At 44.6% G+C, this 23,771-nt stretch carries 18 protein-coding genes; 9 read left to right on the forward strand and 9 right to left on the reverse strand.

Annotation, left to right across the window (positions count from 1 at the left end):
• Positions 1-141 precede the first annotated feature (141 nt).
• Both priA and QUB35_RS17710 read right to left on the reverse strand, forming a co-directional pair.
• Positions 142-2,703 carry a primosomal protein N' gene (gene priA / locus QUB35_RS17705; protein WP_333143100.1) on the reverse strand — a complete coding sequence of 854 codons (2,562 nt, stop codon included), beginning with the start codon at positions 2,701-2,703 and terminating at the stop codon, positions 142-144.
• Between the two features lie 79 nt (positions 2,704-2,782).
• On the reverse strand, positions 2,783-3,853 hold the full coding sequence (locus QUB35_RS17710) for an ATP-binding protein (protein WP_333143101.1): 1,071 nt from the start codon (positions 3,851-3,853) through the stop codon (positions 2,783-2,785).
• A gap of 390 nt (positions 3,854-4,243) precedes the next feature.
• On the opposite strand from QUB35_RS17710, the gene QUB35_RS17715 reads away from it, so the two are divergent.
• The gene (locus QUB35_RS17715; RefSeq protein WP_333143102.1) at positions 4,244-4,477 is read left to right on the forward strand and encodes a hypothetical protein; all 234 of its coding nucleotides are present in this window, start codon (positions 4,244-4,246) and stop codon (positions 4,475-4,477) included.
• Entirely contained in the window at positions 4,467-5,411 is a 945-nt protein-coding gene (locus QUB35_RS17720) for a fused MFS/spermidine synthase (protein WP_333143103.1), read from the forward strand. The genes QUB35_RS17715 and QUB35_RS17720 overlap by 11 nt, the downstream gene beginning before the upstream one ends.
• A 361-nt stretch (positions 5,412-5,772) precedes the next feature.
• Here the strand turns inward: QUB35_RS17720 and QUB35_RS17725 are convergent, their stop codons facing one another.
• Entirely contained in the window at positions 5,773-7,035 is a 1,263-nt protein-coding gene (locus QUB35_RS17725; protein WP_333143104.1) for a lipid-A-disaccharide synthase, read from the reverse strand.
• Between the two features lie 36 nt (positions 7,036-7,071).
• On the opposite strand from QUB35_RS17725, the gene QUB35_RS17730 reads away from it, so the two are divergent.
• Entirely contained in the window at positions 7,072-7,548 is a 477-nt protein-coding gene (locus QUB35_RS17730; RefSeq protein ID WP_333143105.1) for an ankyrin repeat domain-containing protein, read from the forward strand.
• A gap of 106 nt (positions 7,549-7,654) precedes the next feature.
• Here QUB35_RS17730 and QUB35_RS17735 read toward each other — a convergent pair whose 3' ends face one another.
• From QUB35_RS17735 to QUB35_RS17760, 6 genes are all read right to left on the reverse strand, one after another.
• Positions 7,655-8,686 carry a calcium-binding protein gene (locus QUB35_RS17735; protein ID WP_333143106.1) on the reverse strand — a complete coding sequence of 344 codons (1,032 nt, stop codon included), beginning with the start codon at positions 8,684-8,686 and terminating at the stop codon, positions 7,655-7,657.
• 507 nt (positions 8,687-9,193) lie between these two features.
• A complete protein-coding gene (locus tag QUB35_RS17740) occupies positions 9,194-10,180 on the reverse strand; it encodes a calcium-binding protein (RefSeq protein ID WP_333143107.1) in 987 nt (328 codons plus the stop codon).
• Positions 10,181-10,390: 210 nt separating this feature from the next.
• Positions 10,391-11,464 (reverse strand): calcium-binding protein, encoded by a 1,074-nt coding sequence (locus QUB35_RS17745; protein WP_333143108.1) that lies wholly within the window; start codon positions 11,462-11,464, stop codon positions 10,391-10,393.
• Positions 11,465-11,779: 315 nt separating this feature from the next.
• Positions 11,780-12,826 (reverse strand): calcium-binding protein, encoded by a 1,047-nt coding sequence (locus tag QUB35_RS17750; protein ID WP_333143109.1) that lies wholly within the window; start codon positions 12,824-12,826, stop codon positions 11,780-11,782.
• 315 nt (positions 12,827-13,141) lie between these two features.
• Positions 13,142-14,176: a calcium-binding protein gene (locus QUB35_RS17755; RefSeq protein ID WP_333143110.1), complete on the reverse strand. Its 1,035-nt coding sequence runs from the start codon at positions 14,174-14,176 to the stop codon at positions 13,142-13,144.
• Between the two features lie 134 nt (positions 14,177-14,310).
• Positions 14,311-15,300: a calcium-binding protein gene (locus tag QUB35_RS17760; protein ID WP_333143111.1), complete on the reverse strand. Its 990-nt coding sequence runs from the start codon at positions 15,298-15,300 to the stop codon at positions 14,311-14,313.
• A gap of 534 nt (positions 15,301-15,834) precedes the next feature.
• Here QUB35_RS17760 and QUB35_RS17765 point away from each other — a divergent pair.
• The 6 genes from QUB35_RS17765 (at position 15,835) to QUB35_RS17785 (ending at position 23,690) form a co-directional block, all read left to right on the forward strand.
• Positions 15,835-19,848, forward strand: coding sequence for a magnesium chelatase subunit H (locus QUB35_RS17765; protein ID WP_333143112.1), 4,014 nt, complete (start codon positions 15,835-15,837; stop codon positions 19,846-19,848).
• A 122-nt stretch (positions 19,849-19,970) separates the two neighbouring features.
• Positions 19,971-22,064 (forward strand): DUF262 domain-containing HNH endonuclease family protein, encoded by a 2,094-nt coding sequence (locus tag QUB35_RS17770; protein ID WP_333143113.1) that lies wholly within the window; start codon positions 19,971-19,973, stop codon positions 22,062-22,064.
• Between the two features lie 44 nt (positions 22,065-22,108).
• Positions 22,109-22,312 (forward strand): type II toxin-antitoxin system HicB family antitoxin, encoded by a 204-nt coding sequence (locus tag QUB35_RS17775; RefSeq protein WP_333143114.1) that lies wholly within the window; start codon positions 22,109-22,111, stop codon positions 22,310-22,312.
• 306 nt (positions 22,313-22,618) lie between these two features.
• On the forward strand, positions 22,619-22,804 hold the full coding sequence (locus QUB35_RS39190) for a DUF6888 family protein (protein WP_445252003.1): 186 nt from the start codon (positions 22,619-22,621) through the stop codon (positions 22,802-22,804).
• Positions 22,801-23,004, forward strand: coding sequence for a DUF6887 family protein (locus QUB35_RS17780; RefSeq protein WP_333143115.1), 204 nt, complete (start codon positions 22,801-22,803; stop codon positions 23,002-23,004). The genes QUB35_RS39190 and QUB35_RS17780 overlap by 4 nt, the downstream gene beginning before the upstream one ends.
• A 110-nt stretch (positions 23,005-23,114) precedes the next feature.
• On the forward strand, positions 23,115-23,690 hold the full coding sequence (locus QUB35_RS17785) for a Uma2 family endonuclease (protein WP_333143116.1): 576 nt from the start codon (positions 23,115-23,117) through the stop codon (positions 23,688-23,690).
• Positions 23,691-23,771: the final 81 nt, after the last annotated feature.

Here is a 23,771-nt window from a genome sequence, read left to right on the forward strand (position 1 = left end):
AGATTAACCTGATGTTCGATCGAATTCAAAAAATGTAGATTCGGATTTGTCGTGTTCGTGGGGGCGGGTTTATTATATTGTTGGTTTCCGACATAGATTGTTGGTGAAACCCGCCCCTACAACGGCCTGTAGCCCCACCAATCAACCAAAATTCAACGGATCGACATCAATAGTTAAACTAACAGAACGCGGCGTGCGATCGCGCAATCCGATCAAATCCGACAAATCCACCGACTCATCCAAAGGCAACTTCAGCAAAATCTGCCACCGATAGCGATTTGCCACCCGCATAATCGCCGCAGGTGCAGGCCCCAACAACTCACACCCCGGTACAGACAATCGCTCAATATACTCCTGACAAACAGACGCTAATTGTACCGCCGTCACCGCCACTTCCGCCGCATCTACACTGCTCAATCGCAACAATACCAGCCGCCCCGAAGGTGGATAATTCAGCGCTGCTCTTTCTGCTAATTCTGTTTCCACAAAATCCGCATATTCGTGCCGCCTAACTGCTTGAATAACCCGATGTTCTGGAGTGTAAGTTTGAATAATTACCCGCCCCGGATCATCACCTCTGCCTGCACGGCCCGCGACTTGAGTTAATGTTTGAAAAGCTCGTTCGCTTGCCCGATAATCGGATAAGTTTAGCAACCCATCAGCAGACACAACTCCCACCAATGTTACTCCAGCTAAATCTAACCCTTTCGTCAGCATTTGCGTACCCAACAAAATGTCAGCTTCCCCATTAGCAAATTGCGTTAACAATCTGCGGTGGTCGCCCTTATTTCTAGTCGTATCGCTGTCAAACCGAATAGCCCGCAATTCTGGAAACAATCTCGTTAATTCCTGTTCGACTCGCTGAGTGCCACTACCAAAGTTTTTGAAGTAAGGAGAACTGCAATCCGGGCAGTTTTGGGGGTGTCGTTCCGTGTGGTTGCAGTAGTGACACCGCAATATTTCTGCTGTTCCTTCGCCGACGTGGTGATAAGACAGGGAAACATCGCAATTCGGGCATTCCATCACATAGCCGCAACTCCGACAAGACACAAAGGTACTGTGTCCTCTTCTGTGAATAAACAGGATACCTTGCTGTTGTCTTGCCTGCAATTGTTCCAGCGCGTTTTGCAGGGAGACGCTGAAAATGGAGCGGTTTCCTTGCCGCAATTCTTGGCGCATATCGACTATTTCCACAGGCGGCATCGGGCGGGAATAAATGCGATCGGGCAATGATAAATAATGGATATTTGGTAACGAGTAATAATCTCGGCGCGTCCCGACAAAAGTCTCTAAAGCTGGCGTTGCGGAACCTAAAATTAAGGGACAATTTTCTAATTCGGCGCGCCATTTGGCAACGGTGCGGGCATGGTAGCAGGGGGCTGGTTGGTCTTGTTTGAAGCTGCTGTCGTGTTCTTCATCGAGGATAATTAAGCCGAGGTGAGGTAAAGGCGCAAAAATGGCCGATCGCGTGCCGATGACAATTTGCGGGGTTCCAGTCAGCATCTGACGCCATGTATCGTAACGTTCGCCGTCGGATAGGGCGCTGTGGTACACGCAAATTTGCTCGCCAAAACGGGCTCGGAATCTGTCTGTAAGTTGCGGTGTCAAACCGATTTCGGGAACGAGTACGAGGGCGGATTTGCCGCTGGCTAAGATTGGGGCGATCGCCTGCAAATACACTTCGGTTTTCCCGGAACCTGTAACGCCGTGCAGCAGCACTTGACGAAATCCCGAAAAAGAGTTAATAAACGCTAAGGCTTGAGCTTGAAAATGAGTTAAAGTTTTCGGTGCATCGGGCAATTGAGAAATTCCGCGATCGCCCCTGAGAACTTCCCTTTGATCGATGACAACGCTACCTTTTTGTTCCAAATTTTTGACAACAGAAGAACTCGCGCTGCAAATTCTCAGCAAATCGTTCATCCACATTTCACCGCCGCCACGTCGCAAAACTTCCAATACTTCTTGTTGCCGCTTGGTTAAATCTGTGACAAATGCACTAGCAATTAATGTCACTGCAGGTTTGAGTTGTGGTTTGGGAGGATTGGGAGGTTCTAAATAACTTTCTACCCAACCGCGTTTCAATAAATCTTTCAATCCCCGATAACTTCCCTTGACTTGTCGCTGGAGGTATTGCCAAGTGTAATCGCCGTTTTTTTGAGCTTGCAGCAATTGCAAAATTTGACTCGCTGCCGGATTGAGAAATGTTTCGGCATTCGGAGAAATTGCGTCCTTAATTAAGCGAATTCGGCGCACGGAACGGCTTAACAAACCGGGCGGCAGTGAGGCTCTAATTACTTGAATTAAAGGTGTGCAATAATAGGTGGCAGTGCGATCGAGCAATTCCCAGTAATTAGGCGGGAAAAAGCCCGCACTGACAACATCTTCGACATCTTTAACCCGCGCCGGATCTAAGTCGGGCGGCAGTTGAGAAATGAACCGAATTGCGATCGCCCCTACCTGTTGACTGCCAAAGGGTACACTCAAGATATCTCCTGGTTGCACGGTAAGTTCCGCAGGTAAACGATAGGTAAATAACTTGTTTTCCTCCCCTGCGGAGTCCCCCGCCACCCTGAAAGGAGAGTCCACCAATACCTCGATCCACTCTGCTTGCACGGTGGGGCGCTGTGGCGGTTCGCTGCTGCCGTAGGATGCCCCGGCCTCTGCCGCTATAGGGGTTGACAAACCAAAAGTGACAGTAGACATAGGGTTGCACATCAAACTAGGAGGAGCCGCGGTCAAAGGGAGTTTTCATTATCCCTCAGTTTAGCTCGATCGATCGCTCTTAGCTGCGGGAATTGGCGATCGGAATCTCGATCGCGAATTCAGTCCCTTCTCCAATTGCGGATATGCACTCCAACCTCCCGCCGTGTTTGTCCACAACAATCTGATAGCTAATTGACAATCCCAAACCCGTCCCGTGACCAACTTGTTTGGTGGTGAAAAACGGATCGAAAATTTTCGCTTTTACAGATTCATTCATTCCCATACCATTATCTTTGATGCTAATTCTTGCCCATTTTCCGGAAATAATAGAAGTAGTAATGCTCATCTGGATAGGGTTGGATTCTATCTCCTCCTGTGAAGACTTTTGCTCTCGCTCTCGCAGGGCATCAACAGCATTATTAATGATGTTCATAAACACCTGATTTAATTGCCCAGCATAACACTCGACCTTGGGCAAATCTCCATAATCTTTAATAACACTAATAGCGGCATGACCGGGCTTTTCTTTAGTTAAATGCTGCAAAATTAACAATGTGCTGTCAATTCCTTCGTGAATGTTAACTGGTTTTTTTTCACCTTCATCTACCCGCGCAAAGTTGCGTAAAGTCAGCACTATTTCGCGGATGCGCTCGGAACCCACTTTCATTGACGAAAGAGTTTTCAACAAATCTTCGCGCAAAAAGTCGATGTCAATTTTTTCCAGAAAAGCTTCAATCTCTGCATCTGTTTCGGGATACCTATCCTGGTACATTGCTAGCAATGTTAAAATGTCGCCAGCGTAGTCATTGACATAGGTAATATTGCCGTAGATGAAGTTGACGGGATTGTTGATTTCGTGGGCAATACCAGCTACCAAAATGCCCAAAGCCGACATTTTTTCGGCTTCGATCAATTTGAGCTGCATTGTTTGCTGGTTTTCCAGAGCTTTTTCTAGTGTAGACATTTTGGCTTTTAAAATATTTTCGGAATCTCTAAATTCCTGCGTGAGCTTTTTTAGCAAAGATTCTTTTTTTTGATTAAGGGCTTGTAATTGGCTGCGTTCGGTTTCCGAAGTTTCAAGTTTTTCCCGCAGGATTCGATTTTCCTTTTCCAGCTCTTTGATTCTGTTTTCCCAGTCTGTTGGTTCCATCGGCTATTATTTTGAACCTAAAAATAGTGTCATAACAGTTTTATTAGGAAATTTAGTTGCACCCTTTACCTAGTGATAATTTCGTCGCACATCGCCTCGGCAATTTGGTCAGAAGAATTTAACACTTCCTTTATTTTGCTAGGTCTAAAAATCTTATCTAATATAGATTCTCAATGTCAAGATATTAATAACAAGTCTGGTTAAAACCGATCGCTACTTTTATTCCCCCTCTCGCATTTGCGGGGTTTTCATCCGATTGTTGATAAATAAGCAGGTCGATCGCCAACTTATAAAGGCGGGCCCAGCGCGAAAAATTGCCCGATTCAGACAACATTTGTACAAAACCCGCCGGCAAGGCAAAGCGAAAATATTAAATGTGAGTGCGATCGAGTGGGGGCTACGGGAAAAGTGATCTCGACGGGACGCGCGATCGCCCACAAGCAATCTCAAGTACCAAGCCACTTGCTCTATCCCAGAACGCAATCACACTATACCATTGCTGAGAAATCTCACTTTAATGTGTCGATCGTACTCACACACCCGCACCATTTTGTGCTAATAACTACTACTTGTGACAACATCGACACAGCAGTTTATATTTGGAGAGTAATTGATGTCAGGTAGCGAAGTTCGTGCAGACTTTTGGATGAGCGAGTACATTACCCCTTGGGATATTTACGTTCACGGCGTCATCGCCGTGCTCGCTTACAAAAAAACTGCCTATCAAGAAATGTACGTAGTTCAAACCGGTACCTACGGGAAAGGCTTAGTTTTAGACGGTAAGTGGCAATCTTGTACAGGCGACGAGTTTCTGTACCACGAACCCCTGGTGCACCCAGCGATGATTTGTCACGGTTCACCCAAAAAAGTCCTCGTTCTCGGCGGCGGAGAAGGAGCTACAATTAGAGAAGTGCTGCGCTGGAAAACAGTTGAAAAAGTCGTGATGATCGACATTGACGGCGAAGTAGTAGAAGCTTGCCGCGAACACCTGCCCGAAATGCACCAAAATGCCTTTGACGACCCCCGCTGCGAAGTAGTAATCGGCGATGCTTTGGACTATTTAGATAACACTGACAATGATTGGGATATTGTCATTTCTGACTTGTCCGATCCCATTGAAGAAGGCCCATCTTTCCAGTTGTTTACCAAAGAGTATTTTGAGAAAGTTCGCAAGGTAATGTCACCTAACGGATATTTCGTAGTGCAAGCGGGTCCAGTTTCTCCGGCAGAAATGAAAATGCACGCTCGCATTGTAAATACCCTGAAATCTGTTTTCCCCAATGTTCAATCCTGCACCAGCTTTATTTCTACTTATGGAGCTCCTTGGGGTTTCGCCATAGCTTCTAATCAAGAAATAAATACGCGCCCCGAACCCGAAGTTACTGACAAATTACTCGCCGAGAAAACAACTGGCGGGTTGCGGATGTTGGATGGGATTACGCTGTTGGGATTGATGCAAGTTCCCGGTCACTTGCGGCAGGTAATTGCCGCTGAAACCGAAGTTTACACTATGGCAGCACCGCCTAAGTTTTTCGGGAAAGGCTCTGTCAGTCAGTGAAGTTAAATTGAAATCGAGGTTAAGTTCCTGTAGGGGCGGGTTCACCAACAATAATTGCCAAAAACCGACAATCTCAAAAACCCGCCCCCACCCAACTAATAGCCTGTATCAACCTTTATTTATAAAATACGGGAATAATGCAGATTGAGTTGGGGGGGCGGGTTTATTTAGATCGTGAATTACCGTCAGAGATTTGTGGTGAACCCGCCCCTACGATACAAATCAAATTATTTCCTATTTTATTTATAAAATACGGGAATAATGCAGATTGATATTTACTGTTGGGCGGGGGCGGGTTTATTTAGATTATGAATTACAGTCAGAGATTGTTGGTGAACCCGCCCCTACGAGGTTTTATTGATTATTGCACCTCAATTTCTTCACAAACCAATTCAGCAATTTTTTTCGCCGCCCCCGATTCTCCTCGAACCGCACGCAAACGATCGCCCATTTGTGCTAATTTATCAGGATGGCTCAAATAGTCGATCGCCAATTGAGCAATTACTTCTGGTTCCAGCTTCCCAATCAACTCCGGCACAATCTCCTCCTGTGCCCAAATATTCGGCCAAGCATAAAGCTTTCCCTTTCCCAATTGCCAGATAAGCCAATTAATCACCGTCGCAAAAACTGAACCGACTAACGGCAAATTTGCCAGCAATCCCGGCAAACCATCCCAAGCTTTCATCGCATCCAATTGCTGCGTCGGAATCAAAACAATCATGGGTACAGCTAACGAACCCAATTCGGCAGTATTCGCTCCCACAGTAGTTAAACACAGGCTGCATTCTGATAGCAAATCGTAAGCTGGCGTCTGCGTCCAAAGTTCTACTTGCAACTTATTTGCTGTCTGCAAAAACGGCGTTTCTGTTAAATGAAGTTCGGCGCTGGCGTTCTCAAATAAATGCAGGCAAGGATTGTGTTTTGGGTCGGCAAAACGTGCTAGAGTTTGCACATCTAAGGTAGGAGCAACGGGAATTACAAAGCGAGTTTCAGGGCGGAGGCGATGGATAGATTGGGCGATCGACAAACATAACGGTACACCTAAAGCTAATTTGGCCGCTTTAGAACCGGGCAACAATCCAATTAATTCTATTTTCCGTAGGGGCGGTGCCCCCGTGCCCGCCCTGCCCGATTTCCCGTTCCCTACTTCCGCGATCAAATCTCCGACAACTGTAAATTTCTTAGCATATTTTTGGGGAATTTTAGCAAAAACTTCTGGTTTCATCGCCGCAAATTTATCAATCCAGCGATACCACCGCGCGTCCCATTCAGCATAAATAACAGTGCGATATTTTAGCCTTTTGCCAATAACAACCGTAAAAAATTGATCGCCGCCTAAAAACAAAACAACTCCCGTTTCATACCAATCCCAATTTTCAGCCGTTTTGCCCGACAATAAGAATGGAAAAAAATGCTCCGGTGCTTGCACTCGGTCAACTTCTGGGTAGGAAGATGCGATTTGCGCTTCTTTCCCGGTGGCGTGCGGACAGGGGGACAGCACCACAGAGATCCGCGCTTGAGTACCCGCGTTTGCCAATTGCTGGCGCAAAGCTTGCACGACGGGACGCACCCAAGTTGCCAATTCTCCGGGGCCGTTGGAGAGGATTAAAATATCGACTGTCATAGGATTTAATATTTGAGAGGATACAAGGGAGAATTTATGACAGATTTAATTGATGCCGTCAAGACGGGTGATGTTGCGGCTGTAGAAAGTGCGATCGAACAGTGTGCAGATATCAATGCTAAAGATGAGGAAGGCGGGACGGCTTTGACGGCTGCGGCTGAGGCTGGCAATTCGGCGATCGTCAAAAAATTGCTGGCTGCAGGTGCCGGGCCCAACAGTCAAGATAATGACGGGTGGACGCCGTTAATGAGTGCCGCTGCTGCCGGACATACCGAGATTGTACAGCTTTTGCTGGAGGCGGGAGCGGATGTGAATGCTAAAACTAATTTTGGTTTGACGGCTTTGATGAGTGCTGCAGGTAGCGGGCGCACTCAAGTTGTGGAATTTTTAATTGATAAAGGAGCTGATATCAAAGCGTATGATAATAATACTTGGACTGCGTTAATTTGGGCGTCTTCGGAGGGCCACAAAGATGCGGTTGAGGTTTTGAAGCTAGCGCGCGATCGGCATTAAAGACTTAGAAACCGGGTTTATTCGAGAAACCCGGTTTCTGGATGGTACAATTAATTATCGTACTCCCCAGCAGCGATCAAGCAAATCCTGAATAGCTGCGAGATTTCTACCCAATTAAAGAAGTTGACCAACTATATTCTGAAGGTAATAAATTCAACTTTAGATTTCCGCCACCTTCAATAACTGCGATCGTATCACCATAACTAAGTTGGTCGCCTCCATTTGGTGTAAAGAACGGCAAGCCGTTTGTTTGGATTGCTAAATCTCGATTATTGTTGATGGGAAACACAATGTATTTATCGAATGATGTAGAGCCGAGCTGGATCGTATCCTGACCTTGGGTAAAGTTTTGAATTGTAGCAAAACCCGGTCCAAGGTAGAAAGATTTATATCCAATCACAAACACTCTACTGGTATATACAGGCTGCGCTAACACGAATGTATCGGCGCCGGGTCCGCCAATGAGAGTATCGAATTCGTTGCTGCCGTCACTTCCAGACACTCCGGCGCCAAAGCCTGCAGAGCTTGTTACTCCAACTAATTCGACATTCCCCACTCCTATACCAGTGAGGGTGTCATTGCCGGAAGTTCCGATAAAAGTAGCAGTCCTGTTTGGCTCGTTTTTTCCGAAATTGAAGTAGTGTTCCCGACCAGTTGTCAAAGCTCCAGAGTAGACAAGAGGTCCAATATCACGGTTTCTATTTAAGTATACTGTTTCATAGAAAGAAGTACCATTGCTGAAGCCGCCGAATTGAATGAAGTGCTGGTAGCCACTTTTAAAGTTATTCTCAATAAACGACCGCGAATCTCGGTTAGTTGCTACATAAAATGCTTCGTCATAATTTGGCGATACGCGCGATCGACCCTCTTCGTAACCGTATTGGATAAAGTGGTCTAAGCCCGTCGCAAAAGGCACGTTTGGGTTGTTGGGAGTGCGGACAAAGGGTGTGATGTCTGGATTGCCGGCAAGGTAAGTAGCTTCGTCAAAGTACCGCGATATTTTTGTGAGGCCACCGGCTTGACCGAACTTTTCAAAGTGTTCTCTGCCGGATTTTATAATTCCTGCATCAATAGCCGGTTTCACCCAAGGATATTGGGAAAGGTAGTATGGTTCGTCAAAAATCTCATAATTAGTCATAATTATTTCTCCAAGCTTAGTCTGCTTACTTGTCGATTAAACTTGACCCACTATAACTAACTCTACTAACTCACTATGTCAAGTTAATTATTGTTAAGCCTGTTTTATTATTTTTAGGGCAAACACAAAAGTGCGATCGCCCATTTTGCGAATGTGCGATCGTACTCCCCAGCAGCCAAAGGTAAATCCTTAACTGCTTCGAGATTTCTATCGAAGGAAAGATGTAAAAGAAAGAGATTTTAGTAATAAATTAAAACTGAGATTGCGGTCGCCTTCAATAACAGCGAGCGTGTCACCGCGGTTGGTTTCGACCCCTCCATTTTTAACAACAGAGAAGCCATTAGCTTGGATAGCTAAATGTCGATTATTGTTAATGGGAAACACCAAGAAGAACTCTCAGAAAGTCCCTGCAAGCTGGATGCTATCCTGACTTTGGGTAAAGTTAAGTAGCGTGCGTTATTAACGCACCTACCATGTTAACCGAGAAAGAGATAACCGAGGTTCCGGTTATTTAAGGAATAGGTAGAAAGTGCCGTCCCCCTGTGGCTGAGTTGTAGAAAAAGATAAATTTTTTCCCTCAATAATACCAATTGTTTCATATCTTGGGCTGAGGATTATGAACTCGTTAGCATCCTCCATTGTTGTGTAGATATCGGGACTTCCTGCCAACTGGATCTTGTCATTGTCTTGATCAAAGTTCCGAATTCTAACTATACCGGGGGTAGTCGCATAGAGTTGACGGGATGTGGGATTACCCGAGGTAGCAGGAACTCCGAGTACGAATGTATCCCTCCCAGGGCCACCGATCAGGACATCAGATTCCTCATTTCCAAAGCTTTCATACTGCCGATTGCCTTGGGGATCAATACCTACTTCAACTCCAATTAATTCGGCATTCCCTACCCCTACACCAGTGAGGGTATCATCGCCGCGGCTTCCGACAAAAGTAGCGGAGCGACTAGGCTCAAATTGCCCAAATTTGAAATAATGTTCTCGACCGGTTCTCAAGGCTCCCGAGTTGACAAACGGCACAATGTCGGGGTTTTCTTTTAAGTATTCCGGTTCAAAAAATGAAGTCCCAAAACGACCGTCTTTGAGTCCGAATCGAATGAAATGCTGGTAGCCTGATTTGAAAGTTCCGTTCTGAACGAACGATCGCAACTCTGAGTTATTTGCTAAATAAAAATCTTCGTTATATTCAGGCGATACGCGGGTGCGGCCTTCTTCGTAGCCAAACTGAATAAATTGGTCTAAACCAGACGCAAAAGGCGCGTTTGGATTGTTTGGGCTGCGAACCAGGGGAGCAATATCTGGATTTTGAGCTAGATAGGTTTGTTCGTCAAAGTAACGCGATACTTTGGTCATGCCGCCGGCTTGACCGAAGTTTTCAAAGTGTTCTCTGCCGGATTTTATAATTCCTGCATCAATAGCAGGTTTCACCCAAGGATATTGCGCCAGGTAGTATGGTTCGTCAAAAATTTCATAATTAGTCATAAGTTGTACTCTAAGCTTAGTCTGCTTACTTGTCGATTAAACTTGACCCACTATAAATAACTCTACGAACTCACTATGTCAAGTTAATTATTATTAAGCCTGTTTTATTATTTTTAGGGCAAACACAACAGTGCGATCGCACATTTTTTGCGAATGTGCGATCGCACTCCCCAGCCGCAATCAGCCAAATCCCCAATAGCTTCGAGATTTCTAGCCAAGTAAAGGTAGAGAACCTCTAGATTCTGGTAATAGATTCAACTTGAGATTTCCGCCGCCTTCAATAACAGCGATCGTGTCAAATCTACTAATTCCCGAACTTCCATCTGCAAGGGAGACGAACAAGCCGTTCGTTTGGATAGCTAAATCTCGATTGTTGTTGATGGGAAATAGCAAGAATTTATCTAAGGAAGGTTGGATATCTCTTGTTGCTAGTTGAATACTATCCTGCCCTTGGGTAAAGTTCCGAATTGTAGCAAAACCCGGCCCGATATATAAGTTTGTTGGGAAACTGAATCCCTTACCACCACTGCCTACTAAAAGGTCTCCGAGCATGAATTTATCGCGGCCGCTACCGCCAGTGAGAGTATCGAATTCATTACTGCCCTCACTTTCATAATTTCGGCCGGGGATGGAAAAGCCATCACTGTTTGTAACATAACCTACTTCAACTCCAATTAATTCGGTATTTCCCACCCCAGCACCGGTGATAATGTCATTCCCGGAAGTTCCGATAAAAGTCGCAGAGCGGTTAGGCTCGTTTTTCCCGAAATTGAAGTAGTGTTCGCGACCTGTTTTCAAGGCTCCAGAGTTGACAAAAGGCACGATGTCGGGGTTTTTTAGTAAGTATTCTGTTTCAAAAAATGAAGTCCCAAACTGACCGTCTTTGATGCCGAATTCAATGAAATGCTGGTAGCCATTTTTAAAAGTTCCATTCTGAATAAACGGCTGCAACTGTCGGTTATTTGCGAGATAAAAAGCTTCGTCATACTCAGGCGATACGCGAGTGCGACCCTCTTCGTAACCGAACTGGATAAAGTGGTCTAGTCCTGTAGCAAAAGCCGCACTTGGGTTGTTGGGAGTGCGGACTAAGGCAGCGATGTCTGGGTTGCCAGCAAGGTAAGTAGCTTCGTCAAAATACCGCGATACTTTAGTTAAGCCGACGGCTTGACCGAATTTTTCAAAGTGTTCTCTTCCTGATTGGATAACTCCTGCATCAATGGCTGGCTTGACCCAAGGATATTGAGCAAGGTAGTATTTTTCGTCAAAAATTGCGTAACTAGCCATGTTTTCCTACTGCGGCTTTAATGAGCTGTTTATGCAATTTATCAATAATCCAGAACAGAGACAATTACCTGATCGGGTGATTTTACCCAACAGTCAAATCTCACTTAAGCTCTATGCTTTATCGCCCATAAAAGTGAGACCTACTGGAGGATTAAATGGATTTATCATCACAATCAATTGCAGATTTAGATTGGCTACGCTATGAATTATGGCAATTGTATCTGCCGATTGTTTAATTAATAACTCTCCCGATGATGGACTAAGGCAAACCCTGCATAGGTGCGAGATTTATAGCCAAATACAGCGCTAATAACACTAGAACCCACCATAGGCTACTGGTAGATTCAAACTGAGATTTCCGCCACCTTCAATAACAGCGATAGTGTCACCGGGAGTGGTTTCGGTAACTCCATTGTTAACGACGAATAAGCCCCTCTTTTGAATAGCTAAATCTCGATTATTGTTGATGGGAAATACCAATAATTGATTTGAGAAAACCCCTATATCGAGCGTATCCTGATCTTGCGTAAAGTTCCGAATTGTAGCAAAACCCGGCCCGATGTAGGACAGGTCAGTGTAAACCGCCGATCTACCACCCGCTAGAGTGCGAGTTCTACGGGTCAACACGAATATATCGCGGCCGCTACCGCCAGTTAGAGTATCGAATTCATTGCTGCCGTCACTTTCATAATATTCCCTGGGGGAGGCTAAAAATGCGTTACTTTCTGTAGTGTAACCTACTTCAAATCCTATTAATCGGGTATTCCCCACCCCTACACCAGTGAGGAGGTCATGGCCGGAAGTTCCGACAAAAGTAGCAGATCGGTTTGGCTCATTTTTCCCGAAATTGAAGTAGTGTTCGCGACCAGTTTTCAAGGCTCCCGATTCGACAAGCAGCCGAACATCGGGGTTGAATTGTAAATATCCCGGTTCAAAAAATGAAGTCCCAAACTGCTCCTCTTTGAGGCCGAATTCAATGAAATGCTGGTAGCCGTTTTTAAACGTTCCATTCTGAATAAACGGCAGCAAAACTCGGTTAGTTGCGAGATAAAACGCTTCGTCATACTCAGGCGATACTTGGCTGCGACCCTCTTCGTAACCGTATTGGATAAAGTGGTCTAGTCCGGTCGCAAAAGGCGCGTTAGGGTTGTTGGGGGTGCGGACAAAGGGTTTAAGGTCTGGATTTCCCTCAAGGTAAGTATCTTCGTCAAAATACCGCGATATTTTTGTTAGGCCCGCGGCTTGACCAAATTTTTCAAAGTGTTCTCTTCCAGATTGGATAACTCCTGCATCAATGGCTGGTTTCAGCCACGGATATTGCGAAAGGTAGTATTGTTCGTCAAAAATTGCGTAACTAGCCATGTTTTCCTACTGCGGCTTTAATGAGGTATTTATGCAATTTATCAATAATCCAGAACTGAGACAATTACCTGATCGGGTGATTTTACCCCACTGTAAAATCTCACTTAATCTCTATGCTTTATAACCAAAAAAAGCGGTAAAATCGGGAGGATTAAATAGATTTATAATTCCAATCAATTGCAGATTTAGATTAGCTCCCCCCTGAATTCTGGCAAGTGTATCTCCCGATTTTTAAATTAATAAGTCTCCCCATGATGGACTAAGGCAAACCCTGAATAGCTTCGAGATTTCTACCCAAGTAAAGAGCTAATAACACTATATCCTTGTAATTAGTTGATTATAAGTGAGATTTCCGCCACCTTCAATAACAGCGATCGTGTCAGGGGGAGTGGTGAAGGCAACTCCATTGTTAACGGCGATGAAGTCCTTCTTTTGAATAGCTAAATCTCGATTATTGTTGATGGGAAATACCAATAATTCATCTGAGGAAAGCCCTATATTGATGATATCCTGACCTGGGGTAAAGTTCCGAATTGTAGCAAAACCCGGCCCGATGTAGGACGGGTACGTGGTAAACGTCCGTCTACCACTTCCTATACTGGAAAATGTACGGCTCAACAGGAATGTATCGCGGCCGCTACCGCCAGTTAGAGTATCGAATTCATTGCTGCCGTCACTTCCATAAGATGGCCTGGGGTCGGGAAAGCCATTAATTCTTGTAACATCATTTAGTTCAACTCCTATTAATACGGTATCCCCCACCCCTACACCAGTGAGGATGTCATTGCCGGGAGTTCCGACAAAAGTAGCGGACCTGTTTGGCTCGTTTTTCCCGAAATTGAAGTAGTGTTCGCGACCAGTTTTCAAGGCTCCCGATTCGACAACCCGCCGAACATCGGGGTTGCTCTCTAAGTATCGTGGTTCCAAAAATGAAGTCCCAAACTGATCCTCTTTGAGGCGGAATTGAACGAAATGCTGGTAGCCATTTTTAAAAGTTCCATTCTGGAGAAACGGCTGCAACTGCTGATTATTTGCGAGATAAAACGCTTCGTCATACTCAGGCGATACGCGAGTGCGACCTTCTTCGTAACCATATTGGATAAAGTGGTCTAATCCGGTCGCAAAAGGCGCGTTTGGGTTGTTGGCGGTGCGAACAAATGGTGCAATATCTTGATTTTGAGCTAGATATGTATCTTCGTCAAAATACCGCGATATTTTTGTGAGGCCGGCGGCTTGACCAAATTTTTCAAAGTGTTCTCTTCCAGATTTGATGATTCCTGCATCAATGGCTGGTTTCAGCCAGGGATATTGCGAAAGATAGTATTGTTCGTCGAAGATATCGTAATTCATTGTTGCTCCTTTAAGAACGTAAAATGCGATCGTACTTTTTCATAGCACATTAGCCCACAACAAATAAAAAAGTCATCAATCCTCAGTATTAACTAATGACTGATGACTGATGACTGATGACTAATGACCAATGATTATCCAATCGAGAAAGTACCGTTCCCGTTAGATTCTAGGAAGGTCAAATTAAAATTTGCTCCTCCTTCAATCACGCCGATCACATCTCCAAAACGTTGGATTGACAAATTGTTGCCAACGGGAGTCAGGCTGTAGCCGTCGTTTAAAGAATTTCCTTGCAGTTGGATCAAATCGTCTGCTACGTTGAAGTTGCGAATCGTAGCTTGACCGTTACCCAAATACAGCGGGGTCGGGGTGACATTCCCCGCTGTAGGAGGAACTCCGAGTACGAATGTATCAGCTCCCGGACTGCCAATCAGGACATCGAATTCATTGGTGCCAAAGCTTTCATACTGCCGGTTGCCCCTGGGATCGATACCTACTTCCACTCCAATCAGTTCGGTATTCCCCACACCAACACCAGTGAGAATATCGGTGCTGCGGCTACCAACAAAAGTTGCGTCGCGGCTTGGCTCGTTTTTCCCGAAATTGAAGTAGTGATCCCGACCAGTTCTCAGGGCTCCAGAGTTTATAAACGGCACAATGTCGGGGTTTTCTCTTAAGTATTCCGGTTCAAAAAATGAAGTTCCAAAACGACCTTCTTTTGAGCCGAATTGAATGAAATGCTGGTATCCCGATTTGAAAGGTGCATTGGGGCCGACAAACGGTCGCAAATCCGAGTTATTTGCTAAATAAAAATCTTCGCTGTACTCTGGCGATACTGCGCTACGGCGCTGTCCTTCTTCGTAACCGAACTGAATCAAGTGATCGAGCCCACTCGCAAACGGCGCGTTTGGATTGACAGTGCGGACGAACGGTCTGAGGTCTGTGTTGACAGTAAGGTAAGCATTTTCGTCAAAATAACGCGATACTTTGGTTAGACCGCTGGCTTGACCGAATTTTTGAAAGTGTTCTAGTCCTGATTTGATGACTCCTGCATCAATGGCTGGTTTGATCCAAGGATATGAGGCAAGGTAAAATTGTTCGTCGAAAACTGCGTAGTTAGCCATGTTTTCCCCCTAATGTTTTGATGAGCTTGATAGTTTATAGCAATTAGCTTTCCATGAACTCGATCGCCAATCAGGAACTTACACAAAACAGACGTTATGAAATATTTTTAAGTTCCTAGGAACATATCTATTTTGGTAACTCAGCAATTATCGAAGGCTCGATTCTGCCTTCAGAATTTCTGCCTTTTTTTCGTCAGTTAATTGAGCGATCGCAAGTTTGATCACTTCTACAAAACTTGGAACTTTTTTCAGGATTTCTTTCTCAATCGTTGGTTAATTTTTAATTATTTTTCTCCCTGTTATTACTTACTTACATACAAATAGCTTTATGTCAAGTAAATTTTTGTAAACAAAAACTGGAGTATTTGCTCAAGGAATTTATAAAAAAATGTAACGAAAATTTGACCTAAATTTGTCGAATTGTGTCATGTGCAGGCTCAAATCGCCTAATGGCAAGCGTTTTCTGGTAAAAATGCTTATGGGATAAAAAAATTCCCGATTCCCGAAAACAGCATCTTAAAGGAGCCTAACCGGATGTTCACTCACGTCAAGCCCACCATTCGCCACGTCGTGCCGGAAAACTTGCAGGGGCGATCGCTCATGAAGGTGGTCTATGTCGTACTGGAACCGCAGTATCAAAGCGCCCTGTCGGCAGCGGTTCGATCGATAAACAAGAAAAATCCGAATTTGGCAATAGAAATCAGCGGCTACCTGATCGAGGAACTCCGCAGCCCGGAAAATTACGAGGCCTTCAAGCGGGATGTGGCGGATGCCAATGTATTTATTGCTTCTCTAATTTTCATCGAAGATTTGGCCGAAAAAGTGGTAGCGGCAGTTGAACCGCTGCGCGACAGCTTGGATGTCGCCGTCGTCTTCCCGTCGATGCCCGGGGTGATGCGACTCAATAAAATGGGCAGTTTCTCGATGGCACAGTTGGGACAAAGCAAAAGTGCGATCGGCGAATTCATGAAAAAACGGAAGGAAAAATCCGGGAGTTCCTTCCAAGACGGAATGCTGAAACTGCTGCAAACTTTGCCGAAAGTGCTGAAATATTTGCCCATCGACAAAGCCCAAGATGCCCGCAACTTCATGCTGAGTTTCCAGTATTGGCTGGGCGGTTCCCAAGAAAACTTGGAAAACTTCTTGCTGATGCTGTCACATAAATATGTATTCAAAGGCCAGGGGGCAACCACGGGGGGATTGCCCCTACAATACCAAGAGCCCGTTGTCTACCCGGATATGGGAATTTGGCATCCTTTGGCATCGTCGATGTTTGAGGATGTAAAAGGATATCTCACCTGGTACAACGCCCGCAAAGATATTTCCGCAGACCTCAAAGACCCCCTCGCACCTTGCATCGGCTTGGTGTTGCAGCGGACTCACTTAGTCACGGGAGATGACGCGCACTATGTAGCAATGGTGCAGGAATTGGAGGCAATGGGGGCGCGGGTGGTGCCGATTTTTGCCGGCGGTTTGGACTTCTCGAAACCAGTCGAAACTTTTTTCTTGGAAGTTGGGACCAAAGGTGTTGCAGGGCTGCCGATCGTTGATGCGGTGGTTTCTCTGACTGGTTTTGCGCTGGTGGGCGGCCCGGCGAAACAAGATCACCCGAAGGCGATCGAGACTTTGAAAAAATTAAACTGCCCTTACATGGTGGCTTTGCCGCTGGTTTTCCAAACGACGGAAGAGTGGGAAAATAGCGATTTAGGCTTGCACCCGATTCAAGTTGCTTTGCAAATTGCCATTCCCGAGTTGGATGGCGCGATCGAACCGATTATATTGTCGGGACGTGATGGCGCAACTGGCAAGGCGATCGCCCTGCAAGATAGAATCGAAGCAATTTCCCAGCGCGCCATGAAATGGGCAATGCTGCGCCGCAAACCAAAATTAGATAAAAAAGTTGCGATCACAGTTTTCAGTTTCCCGCCCGACAAAGGCAACGTCGGAACAGCCGCTTATTTGGACGTTTTTGGCTCGATTTACCAAGTATTGAAAGCCTTAAAAGGCAACGGTTACGACTTGCCAGAATTGCCGGATTCCGCCGAAAAACTGATGCAAGAAGTCATCCACGACGCAACAGCCCAATACCAAAGTCCCGAATTAAATGTTGCTTACCGGATGTCGGTAGCTGAATACGAAGAATTCACTCCTTACTCGGAACGCTTGCAAGAAAATTGGGGCCCGCCTCCAGGACATTTGAACAGCGACGGACAAAATTTGCTGATTTTCGGCAAACATTTTGGCAATGTGTTTATCGGCGTGCAACCTACTTTTGGATACGAAGGCGATCCGATGCGGTTGTTATTCTCTCGTTCTGCCAGCCCGCACCACGGTTTTGCTGCTTACTATACATATTTGGAGCGCATTTGGGGTGCGGATGCGGTGCTGCACTTTGGCACTCACGGTTCGCTAGAATTCATGCCGGGTAAGCAGATGGGAATGTCTGGGGATTGTTATCCCGACAGTTTGATCGGCAAAATTCCTAACCTCTATTATTACGCCGCCAACAATCCCAGCGAAGCAACAATTGCCAAGCGCCGCAGTTATGCTGAAACAATCAGCTACCTGACTCCTCCGGCTGAAAATGCTGGTTTGTACAAAGGTTTGCAGGAACTAAGCGAGTTAATTGCTTCTTATCAAACTTTGAAAGAGACTGGGCGCGGTGTGCCGATTGTTGATGCGATCGTCGAAAAATGCCGTTTGGTAAATTTGGACAAAGATATTGCGCTACCTCCCGAACAAGAAAGAGGGGTTGCTGCAGGAATGACTTCGGAGGAACGGGACAATTTAGTTGGCTTGGTTTACCGCAAGTTGATGGAGATTGAGTCGCGGTTGTTACCTTGCGGTTTGCACGTTATCGGTAAGCCGCCGACTGCGGAAGAGGCGATCGCAACTTTGGTGAATATCGCCAATTTAGACCGCGAAGAAGACGGGCTGATCAGCTTGCCACGGATTATTGCTAACAGTCTCGGACGCGACATCGGCGAAATTTACACTAACAGCGACAAAGGCATTTTAACTGATGTCGAATTGCTGCAAAACATCACCTTAGCTTGTCGGGATGCTGTTGGCGCTTTGGTGAAGGAACAAACCGATGCTGAGGGCCGAGTTTCCCTTGTTTCTAAGTTGAATTTCTTCAACATGGGCAAGAAAACACCTTGGGTTGAAGCCTTGCACGCTGCAGGTTACAAAAAAATCGATCCAGAACCGATTAAACCGCTGTTTGAGTATCTGGAATTCTGCTTGCAGCAAGTTTGTGCCGACAACGAATTAGGCGCTTTGTTGCGCGCGTTAGAAGGCGAGTATATTCTGCCTGGCCCCGGTGGCGATCCGATTCGCAACCCGGATGTTTTGCCGACTGGCAAGAATATGCACGCTTTAGACCCGCAGTCAATCCCTACAACGGGGGCGGTTAAGTCTGCTAAGCTTGTAGTCGATCGGCTGTTAGAAAGACAGCGCGTTGATAACGGCGGAAATTACCCAGAAACCATCGCCGTTGTGTTGTGGGGAACCGACAACATCAAGACTTACGGCGAATCCCTCGCCCAAGTAATGTGGATGGTGGGAGTGAAGCCAGTACCCGACGCATTGGGCCGGGTAAACAAACTCGAATTGCTTTCTTTAGAAGAGTTGGGACGCCCTCGGATTGACGTAGTAATTAACTGTTCCGGCGTATTCCGCGACTTGTTCATCAACCAAATGAATTTGTTAGATAAAGCCGTGAAAATGGCAGCGGAAGCCGACGAACCCTTAGAGATGAACTTCGTCCGCAAACACGCCCTGAAGCAAGCGGAAGAAATGGGAATCAACCTGCGACAAGCAGCAACCCGGGTATTTTCCAATGCTTCTGGTTCCTATTCATCTAACATCAACTTGGCGGTGGAAAACAGCACTTGGGAAAGCGAAGCCGAGTTGCAGGAAATGTACTTAACTCGCAAATCCTTCGCCTTTTCTTCGGACAATCCCGGAACAATGGAACAAGATCGGAAGATTTTTGAATCATCCTTGAAAACTGCGGAAGTCACTTTCCAGAACTTGGATTCTGCGGAGATTTCCCTAACCGACGTGTCGCACTATTTCGACTCCGATCCGACTAAATTGATCGGCAGTTTGCGCGCAGATGGGAAGAAACCGACATCCTTTGTTGCTGATACAACCACAGCGAACGCGCAGGTGCGGACGCTATCAGAAACCGTGCGTTTAGATTCGCGGACGAAGCTGCTGAATCCGAAGTGGTACGAAGGGATGTTGTCGCACGGTTATGAAGGCGTGCGGGAGATTTCTAAGCGTCTGGTGAATACGACTGGATGGAGTGCGACGGCGGGCGCTGTGGATAATTGGGTGTATGAGGATGTCAACACTACGTTTATCCAAGATGAGGAGATGCAGAAGCGTTTGCTGAATCTGAATCCTCATTCGTTCCGCAAGATTGTCAGCACTTTGCTTGAGGTGAATGGCCGGGGTTATTGGGAGACTTCGGAGAACAATTTGGATCGCTTGCGTGAGTTGTATCAGGAGGTGGAAGACCGGATTGAGGGGGTAGAATAAAATAGTGTGGGGCAGGCTTTGGAGCCTGCCTCTTCACTATAATTGGAATATTCGACTTACTACCGATACCTGCGGCTGGGTAAGTGACGAACAAGTTTTAGATATATTTGGAGTGATAGGCAATGAAAGCAGATAGTTGGAAAATTTCCAAAGTTTTCAGTTCCGGTGGTGAGATTCATTATGTTATGCCCCACTTTCAACGCCAATATAGCTGGGGTAAACCTGAATGGGAAGTGTTATTAAATGATGCGATCGCAATTTATGAGGAATACGATCCAGAAAAAGAAACCGAACATTTTATAGGGTCTTTGGTAGTCATTAATGATGGAACACGTGGCACAATAACAGCTTTTAAGTTGGTTGATGGTCAGCAACGTTTGACCACCCTATCCTTACTATTTCTTGTTTTGCGGAATCTTGTCGAAACAGTCGAAACAACTGATGAAAGGGAAAGGCTTTTTAAGAAGATTAACAAATTTGTAATCAATTCAGATGAGAAAAAGGAGGATGAGGTTTATTTTAAACTTTTGCCAACCAATAAATATGGCGATCGCCAAGCTTATCAAAGGATTATTTTACAAGAAAATATTCCTCAAACTGAATCAGGTATCCCGAAAGCTTATGATTATTTTTATCATGAGATTAAATCTAAAGTTAAAGAAGGTGAACTAGATATTGGTAGGTTTTTTACAGTTTTACAGAACTCCTTTCAAGTTGTTTTCATAGAACTCAATAAAAATGAAAGTCCTTATCATATTTTTGAAAGTCTGAATGCTAAAGGTAAACCGTTAACTCAGCCAGATTTAGTACGCAACTATATGGCGATGATGCTGCCAACATCTCAGCAGGAAATTGCTTTTACTAAATGGGAAAAGATTGAAAAATTATTGCAAGAGGAACGAAAAGTTGGTAAATCTGGTATGGGGGAATTAACAGCTTTTATTCGACATTATTTAGCAATGGAAACGAGAAATCTTTGTGCCGAATCCCATATTTATGCACGATTTCGTGATTATTGTAAAAAATTAGATGACAAAGAATTTGTCCTGGCAATTGCTAATCTCCTAAAATTTGCTGAATATTATAACAAACTACTGCGACCAGAAAATGAAGTAAACCAAGATATTAAAACAGCATTAATTCGCCTCAATACTTTCGACCTTTCTACTGCTTATCCGTTTTTATTAACGCTCTATAATGAGTACAACTCTCAAAAAAATAAATTTGAGGAGTTTATAGAATGCTTAAAAATACTAGAAAATTATTTAGTTCGGCGCCACATTTGTGGAGAACCAACTAACTATATTACTAGAATGTTTACATCCATTTGGAAAGAGGTAACAGCAATTCAAGATGAAGATGAATCAGTTACTTTACCCGAAGCTTTGAAGAACGTCTTGATTACTAAGAAATATCCTAACAATAATGATGTCAGGCAATCAATTCATAGCGATGATCTTTATGATAAAAACAATACAAAAAAAATGGTTCTTGTGATAGACACAATTAATCGGCACTTGTCCAAGGGAACAGGTGGGTATACTGTCCTCGATCAAAGTCCAACTATTGAGCATATTTTGCCGCAAAAGCTAAGCAGAGATTGGGAAGATGAACTGGGAGATAAATTCAAACAAATCTACGGAGATTATTTACATACCTTGGGAAATTTAACTTTAGTTACTTCTGAGTGGAATTCACAACTTTCTAATTCATCATTTCTGGTGAAAAAGCAAAAACTGGCTGAACACGCTTTGCGAATTAATAGTGACTATTTTTCTCAAAGTATTAACCGATGGGATGAAAAAGCTATTCTCGAACGAGCTAATTTTCTCAGCATTAAGTTTATCGAAATTTGGCCATCTCTTGGAGAACATGAAGCGTTCCCTACTCCCATATTCACTAAACCAAAGTTGATGCAAATCTGTGGTGATAAAATTCCACTTTCTAAACAAACTTCGCGACAAGTTACAATTCAATGCTGCGAGTGGGTGATTCAAAATCGCTCTGAGCACTTTGAAAAAGCTAGAATTTTACTTAAATCTAATTTCCAAGATAATCGCACGGATGGAAGTGAGGGAAAATGGCATCAGTTATCCAATGGATGTTGGGTTGCTATAAACAAATCGGCGAAGGGGCATAGAACATTTTGTCATCGTTTTCTAGAAGCAGTTGGGATCTCTGAAGACGATTGGAATATCGAATATGTCAGTGATTAGGAATGATTATTTAGAGTTTTGCTAAAAGGAAGAGTCTTACAGCCATGATGACTTACAAGGGTTACAGTGCTAGCATTGAAGTAGATTTAGAAGCGGAAATTCTTTTCGGGCGAGTGCTTGACATTAATGACGTAGTGACTTTTAAAGCACAAACTATTGAAGAAGCACGCCAAGAATTTCAAAACTCGATCGATGATTATCTAGAGTTTTGCAAAGAATTAGGACAGGAACCCGATCGACCTTTTTGAGTGAGTTAATTAAAATTCCTTAATGAAATATGAAATCATCATTGACTGGAATGAGGAAGACCAGGCATTTATTGCAGAAGTACCTGAATAGCCGGGATGCGCTGCGGATGGCGAAACTTATCAAGAAGCACTGCAAAATTTAGAGATTATTATGCAGGAGTGGATAGAAACGGCTAACGCACTGGGTCGTCCTATTCCTCAACCGAAGGGTCGATCGATGTTTGCGTAGTTGATTGAAGGGTTATAATTTAATAGGGCAGGCAAAATGACTGTTTGCAACTACTTGGAGTAGATTATGATAAGTGTATGAGGGAACCAACGGCAGAACAGTTACGGAGTTTATATCGGCTTTGTCATCTACTTACGAACGTTATGTTCCACCCAATTCACATAGTGCGTTTAGATGAACGGACTCTTAATCTATTTATCTTAGCAGGACAAAACGAAGAAATTGAGCTTGAAATTCAACCTGATGGGAGTATTGAGCCATGAGTAATGTCAATTATGCTGCAATGAGCGATCGCGATCTAAAGCGATACATTCTCACCCATCGAGACGATCGCGAAGCTTTCTATGCCTACATGGATCGGCGGCATTCCCGTCCTCGCAAAGTTACTATAAAACTTGACGATCCAGCTTGGCAAGAGAAAATAATATCAGCTATTGGGGTGCAGTTAAAGTCTGCTAATTAATGCAGACAATGGTTTACATTGCCCTTAAACCTACCAGCGATCGCCCTCGCAACTCACTCAATATGCTACAATCCCCAATAAAGGTCGTTTAGCTACGATAAAATACCGCTATGACTACCCTCACCCTCAACCTCAATCCAATTATTAAGCTGACAGACGAGCAGTTTTTTCAACTCTGTCAGGAGAATGAAAATATTAGACTGGAACGCACAGCCAAAGGAGAATTAATTATCATGTCACCAGCAGGAGGAGAAACTAGCAGCAGCAATGCAGGATTAACTGCACAGATTTGGATTTGGAATCAGCAAAATAGACTGGGTAAAGTTTTTGATTCCTCAACCGGATTCAAACTTCCTAATGGGGCCGATCGCTCTCCTGATGCTTCTTGGGTAAAATTAGAACGCTGGAATGCACTAACCCCCGAACAACAAAAGAAATTTCCCCCCCTTTGTCCTGATTTTGTCGTTGAGTTAATGTCTCCCAGCGATAGTTTGAAAGAAACTCAGGATAAGATGAAAGAGTACCGAGATAATGGTGCTGTTTTAGGTTGGTTGATTAATCGCAAATCACGGCAAGTAGAAATTTACCGTCTGAATCAAGAAGTTGAAGTGCTAGAATCTCCAGCCACTGTATCAGGTGAAGATGTTCTCCCCGGATTTATTTTGAATCTTGAATCAATCTGGTAATGTACGCGCGTGCGAAGCTATCCCGCAGGGAATCGCACCTGTCCAATGTTCAATAGAGTAAAATAGAGTTAAAGTTCTCGT

This window comes from Microcoleus sp. B13-B6 (assembly GCF_036705405.1).
GTDB lineage: Bacteria > Cyanobacteriota > Cyanobacteriia > Cyanobacteriales > Microcoleaceae > Microcoleus.